Origin of the sequence: Corynebacterium sp. HMSC036D03 (assembly GCF_001836185.1) — a bacterium.
Classification (GTDB): Bacteria; Actinomycetota; Actinomycetes; order Mycobacteriales; family Mycobacteriaceae; genus Corynebacterium; species Corynebacterium simulans.
Genome location: NZ_KV827754.1, coordinates 1 through 7367, shown reverse-complemented (window position 1 = coordinate 7367; position 7367 = coordinate 1). Strand labels below are relative to the sequence as shown.

Annotated in this window: 7 protein-coding genes; 3 read left to right on the top strand and 4 right to left on the bottom strand. The window is 56.1% G+C overall.

The window, feature by feature from the left end:
* Window positions 1–14 precede the first annotated feature (14 nt).
* The 3 genes from HMPREF2692_RS11615 to HMPREF2692_RS11605 form a co-directional block, all read right to left on the bottom strand.
* A complete protein-coding gene (locus HMPREF2692_RS11615; protein WP_070823690.1) occupies window positions 15–641 on the bottom strand; it encodes a hypothetical protein in 627 nt (208 codons plus the stop codon).
* Window positions 642–872: 231 nt separating this feature from the next.
* Window positions 873–2195: a YkvI family membrane protein gene (locus tag HMPREF2692_RS11610; protein ID WP_061920133.1), complete on the bottom strand. Its 1323-nt coding sequence runs from the start codon at window positions 2193–2195 to the stop codon at window positions 873–875.
* A 267-nt stretch (window positions 2196–2462) separates the two neighbouring features.
* Complete coding sequence (locus HMPREF2692_RS11605; RefSeq protein ID WP_061920135.1) at window positions 2463–3014, bottom strand: RNA polymerase sigma factor; 552 nt, start codon at window positions 3012–3014, stop codon at window positions 2463–2465.
* A gap of 185 nt (window positions 3015–3199) precedes the next feature.
* On the opposite strand from HMPREF2692_RS11605, the gene HMPREF2692_RS11600 reads away from it, so the two are divergent.
* Entirely contained in the window at window positions 3200–4747 is a 1548-nt protein-coding gene (locus HMPREF2692_RS11600; RefSeq protein WP_061920137.1) for a catalase, read from the top strand.
* A 16-nt stretch (window positions 4748–4763) separates the two neighbouring features.
* Here the strand turns inward: HMPREF2692_RS11600 and HMPREF2692_RS11595 are convergent, their stop codons facing one another.
* Complete coding sequence (locus HMPREF2692_RS11595; RefSeq protein ID WP_070518296.1) at window positions 4764–5288, bottom strand: hypothetical protein; 525 nt, start codon at window positions 5286–5288, stop codon at window positions 4764–4766.
* A gap of 114 nt (window positions 5289–5402) precedes the next feature.
* Between HMPREF2692_RS11595 and HMPREF2692_RS11590 the strand changes: the two genes are divergently transcribed.
* Window positions 5403–6833, top strand: a complete 1431-nt coding sequence (locus tag HMPREF2692_RS11590) for a hypothetical protein (protein ID WP_070518294.1) — start codon at window positions 5403–5405, stop codon at window positions 6831–6833.
* Between the two features lie 261 nt (window positions 6834–7094).
* Window positions 7095–7355, top strand: coding sequence for a pentapeptide repeat-containing protein (locus HMPREF2692_RS11585; RefSeq protein ID WP_070497559.1), 261 nt, complete (start codon window positions 7095–7097; stop codon window positions 7353–7355).
* Window positions 7356–7367: the final 12 nt, after the last annotated feature.

Below are 7367 nucleotides of genomic sequence, written 5' to 3'. Positions count from 1 at the left end.
TAAAAGAAGCGGAACTAAACCCAGGACGCTTCAGAAACGGTGCAAATAGCGGTCAGGCCAGTGTAATTGAGGGAGGCGATCCAAGGATTAGCGATTGCCGGATCAACGTTGTGGATGGCGTAGTTGTTTGCTTCCTCAAAGGTCGCTTGGTTCGTCACCAAAGTGTAGATGGTGACGAAGCCGATGAAGAGGATGATAAAAGGCGTGATAAAGCCCAAGACAGCGGTGACTTTATCGACATCGAGAAGCCCCGTGATGAGCACCAGCACCAGCATGATCAAGGAGCCCACCCACGTTGGGAGGGAAGAAAATTGCTGGGCGAGGTTGGCGCCGCCGCCGGCGAACATGACAAAGCCCACCGCAAAAAGCGTGATGATGGTGGCCCAGTCGAGGATCTTCGAGGTGATAGGCGCGGTGATTTGGGAGTAAACAGCGGTATGCTCCGAAGCCTGGAAATAGGAACCAAGCTGTAGGAAAGCGATGCCTGCGACGACCATGAGGGCGGCGGCCAATACCATGCCCCACAATCCGAGCGTGCCGAAGGATACAAAATATTGCATGGCTTCCTGGCCGGAGGCAAAGCCAGCGCCGACCATAACGCCAATAAAGGCCATGGAGATGGCTACTGCGCGTTTAAACATAAGGTGTGGGAGAGTCTCGCTATCTCACACGCGCCGGAGGGTAAGTCCGCGCTCATCATTTTGCAGGCTGTGCAGTTTGTGTGCGAGGCGTTTGCTGCCATGGTGGCGCAAGACCGGTTCGACGTTCGATTTATCACGTGTGCGTTGTAAAACATTAGGCGTATGAGCTGGGTTAGGCCAACTCATACGCCTTGGAAAGGTCTGCTTAAGCAGGAAGGGGAGAGCTTTGTATTAGTCTCGTGGAACTTCTGGCTTGGTGTGCTCGACGAAGACAACTGAAGGATCAGGATCTTCACGGTCGTACTCGAGTTCGTCATCTGCCTCGAGCTCCTCGTGGATTTCTTCGGCAACGGTGTCCTCAAACTCGTCGGTCTTCATATTGGAAGCGGCCGCGAGCTTTGCGAGCTCCTTCTGGTTCTTCTTGGTGAAGTGCTCGCGCGGGTCGAGCTTGCGCTGGACCAGGGTGCGAGCACGCACTCGACGTTTGCTTTCGGAAGTAATCTTGTCGCGTTTTATAACCCAGTTGAAGACCATAACGGCAATCATCAAAAGGCCAAGGTAGCCCAAGATTGGGTAGATGTTACTGACCAAAGACTTGAAACCGACGAAGGAAAGAATGAAACCGATGATGCAGGAAGCGGCATAGACTGGGTAGAAAAGCTTCGGCTTCTTACGGGTCAGGCGCTTGCCCAGCGCGTAGAACATGCCCACTGCGGTGTTAAAGACCATGCCGTAAATGACAATCGTCATCACATAGCCCAGAGACGGGTGAATGGTGTTGATGAGTTCTAGAACCGGCAGATCTTTTCCATGCACGGTCGGTGCCACCATGAATAGGGAGACCACGAGCAGTGTCAGCAGAAGCAGGTAGATAAAGCCGCCGATGAGGCCGCCGATGCCCACTGCACGATTGTCGAGGATGTTGCCGCCGATGACGATGGACATGGACACCGCGCACATGACGTTCAGGCCGGTGTAGTTCAGGGCGGCGAGCCACCAGCTGCTCAGCGGGGTGTCAACGCTATTCGTGGCGAATTCGTTGAGGTGGCTCCAATCGACGTCGGCGGTGACGATGGTATAGCCGGTGGCCAAGACGATAAAGATGATGATGAATGGAGTAATGGTGCCGATGACTGCGGTGACGCGGTCAACGTCGAGCAGGCCGACAAGCAGGACGAGCACCAACATCAGCGTTGCGCCTACCCAAATCTTTATATCTGGGAATTGCTGCGTGATGGTGGATCCGCCACCGGCGAACATCACGAAGCCGATGGAAAAGAGCGTGGCAATCGTGGACCAGTCCAAGATCTTGGAGGTAATTGGTCCGGAAATTTTGTCGTACACCGCCGTGTGCTCTGTGGCCTGGAAATAAGATCCCAGCTGCAAAATTGCAATGCCGGTGATGATCATCAACCCGGCAGCCAGCGCTACGCCCCAGAAACCAGTGGTTCCGAAGGCGACAAAGTACTGCATAGCTTCCTGGCCAGAGGCAAAGCCCGCGCCGACAACAACACCGATAAACGCCATGGAGATAGCCAATGCGCGTTTCATCATGAGGAGATTTCTCGCATTCTCACACGCGCCGGGCAAAAAGAAATGCGCGCATTTTTTGTAGCGCGCTGGCCCGGGTCGACCTTCGATTTGTCACGTGTGTTTTTAAGCCATGCTACTTTTCTTTAATGTCTTTCATCCAGAAAATTTTCTAAAAGTGCACAGAACTTTCGCGAAAACTTCTGGGTTCCGGCGCTAAAATCGCAGCTAATTGTACCGAAAGTGAAGCCTGATAAATAGTAGGTAACGATTCGCGCTAATGATTCCCGGCTAGGCTCCCGTACCTTCGATGAGGTCTTTGCGGGCGCGGGCAACGCGGGAACGAATCGTGCCGATGCGTACGCCAGCGATTTTGGCTGCTTCTTCGTAGGAATAGCCCAATACCTGAGTGAGGATGAGGGCTTCGCGGCGGTCTGCGGGCAGGGCGTCGATTAGCGTGCGGGCGTCGATCCAATCGCTCCACGCTCCGGAGTTCTCGGTCGAAGGCGTCTGTGCCGCTACGTCTTCATATTCCGTTGCGGCCTTGCGGGGACGCGCCATGTCGTGGCGAATGTTGTCCACCCATACGCGGCGCGCGAGAGAGAGCAGCCAGGTGCGAGCCGAAGAGCGCGCGGCGAAGCGGGGGAGTGCGCCAATAACTCTTAGGTACGTCTCTTGGGTGAGATCGTCTGCGATTTCCGCGCCGCCTAGGTGTGCGAGAAGACGCCACACATCATCCTGAGTGGACTTAATAAACTCCGTGAGAGCTGCGCGATCGCCGCGGCCGGCCTTGAGCGCAAGGTCAGTGACGCGGGCGTCGTCATGCTCGGAGTGGTGTTTCACCAAAATGAACTTACCAGGATGAACGCTAAATTAGATTTCCCTGCCAGAACTTATTAATTTGCTGATTTTTGTTGCGAGGGCCTATTAAACGGGGTAGGTTATCGCTTGTCCGTGATTGATAATCCACCCCAAATTATCAACAATTTTATTGACTAGTTCCCGCTAGTTTTCTTAGGAGGCTTTCCATGACTAACTCTGAAGCTGACAAGGTCCTCGACAAGGGTCAGCGCCCCGCGGGCGGCCCAAATACCACCAGCCCTTCCGGCCAGCCGGTTGCTACCGAGAATACCAGCATTACCGCAGGGCAGAACGGCCCAGTTGTTCTCAATGACATTCACCTGATTGAGAAGCTTGCGCACTTCAATCGCGAGCGCGTGCCAGAGCGCACCCCGCACGCAAAGGGTCATGGCGCCTTTGGCGAGCTGCACATCACCAACGATGTCTCGCGCTACACCAAGGCGAATCTCTTTCAACTAAACACTGTCACCCCAATGATGGGGCGTTTCTCCACCGTTGCTGGCGAGCAGGGATCTCCGGATACCTGGCGCGATGTGCACGGCTTCGCACTGCGTTTCTACACCGAGGACGGCAACTACGACATCGTCGGCAACAACACCCCGGTCTTCTTCCTACGTGACGGTATGAAGTTCCCTGACTTCATTCATTCCCAGAAGCGACTCGGCGTCAACGGCCTGCGTGACGCGGATATGCAGTGGGACTTCTGGACCCGCAACCCAGAGTCCACTCACCAGGTCACCTACTTGATGGGTGACCGCGGTACACCGAAGACCACCCGCCACCAGAACGGCTACGGTTCCCACACCTTCCAGTGGGTCAACGAGGAAGGCGAGGCCTTCTGGGTGAAGTACCACTTCAAGTCTCGCCAGGGTGTTGAGAACTTCACTGATGCTGAGGCAGGCGAGATGGCCGGCAAGAACGCCGACTATCACCGCGAGGATCTCTACAACGCCATCGAAGAGGGCGACTACCCAATCTGGGACGTCAAGGTGCAGATCATGCCGCTTGCTGAAGCAGCTGAATACCGCTTCAACCCGTTTGACCTCACCAAGGTTTGGTCCAAGAAGGACTACCCATTGGTTGATGTCGGATACTTTGTGCTCAACCGCAACCCACGCAACTTCTTCGCGCAGATCGAGCAGGTTGCACTGGATCCTTCCAACCTGGTCCCGGGCATCGGCCTTTCTCCGGACAAGATGCTGCAGGCTCGTGTCTTTGCTTATGCTGACCAGCAGCGTTACCGCATTGGGCCGAACTACAAGCAGCTGCCGGTTAACCAGCCGCTGAATGCGGACAAGGTCAACACCTACGAGCACGAGGGCAGTATGCAGTTCCTCTTCAATGCTCCTGAGGATCCGGTTTACTCCCCGAACCGCCACGCAAAGGGCGGCGGCTACCTTGACGGTGACGTTAACGATCGCAGCGAGCTGGAGACCACCACCGCTCCGGATCTCTACGTCAACCCGGACCCGGCAGGTCTGGACTTGGTTCGCGCACCGTATGTCCGCCACGCTGAGGATTCCGATACCGCGCAGGCAACCGACCTGTACGAGAACGTCTATAACGACGAGGAGAAGGAGCGCATGGCGGACAACATTACCAACGCCATGGCTGGCGTTTCCTCCGAGACCGAGGAACGCATCTACGCTTACTGGGGCGCAGTTTCCCCACGCCTAGAAAAGCGCGTCCGTGAGCTCTTCGCAGAGAAGAACTAGCACGTAATACAACCTCCTAATCACAGGCCTGAGCGTCCACTGCCATAGCGTCGCTCAGGCCTCGTGCTTTCATGCCTTCGACGTCATAGCAGGGTCCGCCCATGCCAGTGAGAGTGGTGCCGATGTGAGGTTCACTCTTCCACTTTTGGCCATCCCAATAAGCCCAGGTGAGCCAATCGGTATTGCGCTGGCCAACGTATGCCCACGAACCGTCACAATCGATAACAGTCATGTTGCTCATCGAGGTGTTGGCCTGCTGAAGTGCATCGACTGAGCAGCTGCCCTTGCTTTGCGCCTGTGGCGTATCTGGCGCTGGCTGCTCCGGCTTGGCCGTGGCGGTGACGGTCTTCGTTGTTGGGGCAGGTGCTTCTTCGGCCTTGCTGCTGGTGGTGGTTGGGGTCTCGCTAGTGGCGGTTTCTTTTGCGGCCGTGTTGGATTCGGCTGCTGCGAACTGCGGCTCGCTATCTGCAGTGTCTTTGGGGGAGCAGGCGGTGAGTGGAAGAAGTGCGGCTAGGGGGAGAATCAGTAGGGAACGTTTCATGGGCTAAATCCTATGATCAGTTGGTTGGAAGTTTTGGGATTTCTGTATCTTTGCCCCGACTTAAAACGGCGCGCCTGCGTTGTTTGCGGTGGTGGGAGCGATATTTTTTAAAGGATGAACTCCCGCCTTGCTGATTTGCCGTCCCGTCCCTCGCGCCTGCGTGGCGCACTTCTGTGCTTGCTGGTGGTTCTGCCCTTGGTGGTAGGTGCCATTGTGACAGGCGTGCCGGGGTGGGATGCCTCACGTGCGTGGTCGAGTGAGGGAACCGGTGCGCCGACAGAAGGTCAAGCAGGTGCGGCGTCGTTAAGCGAGGCGGCGCGTGCTGCAAGCCAGGCGCAGGCCCAGGCTGGCTTTTTGAAGTCGGGAACCCAGCAGCTTTCCACCGGCACGGGCAAGCTGAAGGATGGTGCTGGTGAGCTGGGCGGTGGCGTCGACAAGCTCAGCGCCGGATCGCAGGAGCTTTACGACGGTCTGATTCAGCTGCAGTCCGGCACCAATCAGCTGGGCAATGGTGCGACTGAGGTAGCAAACGGTGTTGGCAACGCAGTGGATCAAATTACAGGTCTTACCGTGGTGCAGGGCCAGCTGCTGGCCGCCATCGACGGCACGCTGAAGGACCTTGAGGGAAATAATTCCCCCGAGGCGCGCAACATCAAGTCGCAGCTCGGGGACCTGCGCAATCAAGTCAATAATTTTCAGATTGACCAGAATCTAACTAACCAACTCAAGCGTTTGAAGGATGGCTCACGGGAGCTTTCCAATCAGCTCGCGGTTAATGGCTATGCCTATCACGATGGCGTGTATAAGGCGGCTGATGGCGCCAAGCGTTTGAACGATGGCACCAAGGAGCTTAACTCCAAGGTTGATGAGGCTCTCGGTGGCGTCGACAAGCTGGACAAAGGTGCCAAGCGTGTTGACGGCATGGCGAAGCAGAACCAAACCAAGGTGCAGGATGTGCAGCGTGCGTTGCCGGCTGCCGCGGCTGGTCAGGGTATGGAAGTAAAGCTGCTGAGCCCCATCGTGGCGCTGCTTATCGCGGCGATGGTCTCGCTCGGTGGAACTGCCCTGGGCGCTTATGTGGTGCGTTCGCGGAAGCCTTGGCTGAGCCTTCTTGCTGGTGTAGTTGTGCTGACTGCCGCGGCTGAGATTGTCTTTATGATTCTGGCTACCGGCGTTGATGGTATGGCTGCGGGGCTGGCTGCTGCCATGGCTGCGGCGACCGCGTTGGGAAGCGCTGGTCTTACGGCAGTGGTGCTGCACTACTTCCCGAAGCTTGGGTTTGGCGTGGTCATCGTTCTTGGCCTGCTGCAACTTGCTGCGGTGGGCTGGTTCTGGAAGTCTGCAACTGCCGCCACCGCTGTGGCCGGGGTGTGGAAGACCGTGATGGGCTTGCTGCCAATGCACTGGTCAACGGTTGGCTTTACGGTTGCCGGTAACTCGGGGCAGCTGAGCCTCGCGTGGATCGGGCTTGGCATCCTTGTAGCAGTTGGAATTTTTTCGATAGGTATTATGAAGCGCGGCTTTTCGGCGAAACGAAAAGGCTAAGACGCTAAATGTACTGACTAATTGGTTTTTCTAAAATTAGACCAAACATGCAATTTTGTGATTCCTTCTGTGGAAACTTTTGATTGGTTACCGTTTTGTTTCCAATCGGTGCTAGAGTGAATCTTGCTCACAATGCCTACTTAGGGGGTAGGCAAACGGTTTCTCCAATCCGTTGTGAGTGATAGGGAATAGGGGCGACGCGGCTGCTGTAGGGGCGCCGCGTCGTTTCCCGTTTTGGCCCTTATACAGGAAGAACCGGCAATGTATAAGCAAACGCCTGATACCTGGTTCCAAGAATTCGCAGGCCGAGATATTTCCGGAAAAGACTTCTCCGGCTACGACCTGACCGGAATAAATCTGGAAGCAAGTATCTGCCGCGGCTGTTCTTTTCGCGGCGCGATGCTCGCCTGGGCCATCCTCCACAACGCGTACATGAAGCCAGTAATCGCCTCGTCAGAGCAGCTCGCGCATTGCGAAGGATTTGAAGCGGATGCTTCGGAGGCTGTGGGGATGTCTCTGTAGAGCTCTCCGCTG

What these genes read in the sequence shown, in the direction of transcription:
- HMPREF2692_RS11615 (WP_070823690.1), bottom strand. Translation starts at nt 641, where the DNA reads ATGTTTAAACGCGCAGTAGCCATCTCCATGGCCTTTATTGGCGTTATG.
- HMPREF2692_RS11610 (WP_061920133.1), bottom strand. Translation starts at nt 2,195, where the DNA reads ATGATGAAACGCGCATTGGCTATCTCCATGGCGTTTATCGGTGTTGTT.
- HMPREF2692_RS11600 (WP_061920137.1), top strand. Translation starts at nt 3,200, where the DNA reads ATGACTAACTCTGAAGCTGACAAGGTCCTCGACAAGGGTCAGCGCCCC.
- HMPREF2692_RS11595 (WP_070518296.1), bottom strand. Translation starts at nt 5,288, where the DNA reads ATGAAACGTTCCCTACTGATTCTCCCCCTAGCCGCACTTCTTCCACTC.
- HMPREF2692_RS11590 (WP_070518294.1), top strand. Translation starts at nt 5,403, where the DNA reads ATGAACTCCCGCCTTGCTGATTTGCCGTCCCGTCCCTCGCGCCTGCGT.
- HMPREF2692_RS11585 (WP_070497559.1), top strand. Translation starts at nt 7,095, where the DNA reads ATGTATAAGCAAACGCCTGATACCTGGTTCCAAGAATTCGCAGGCCGA.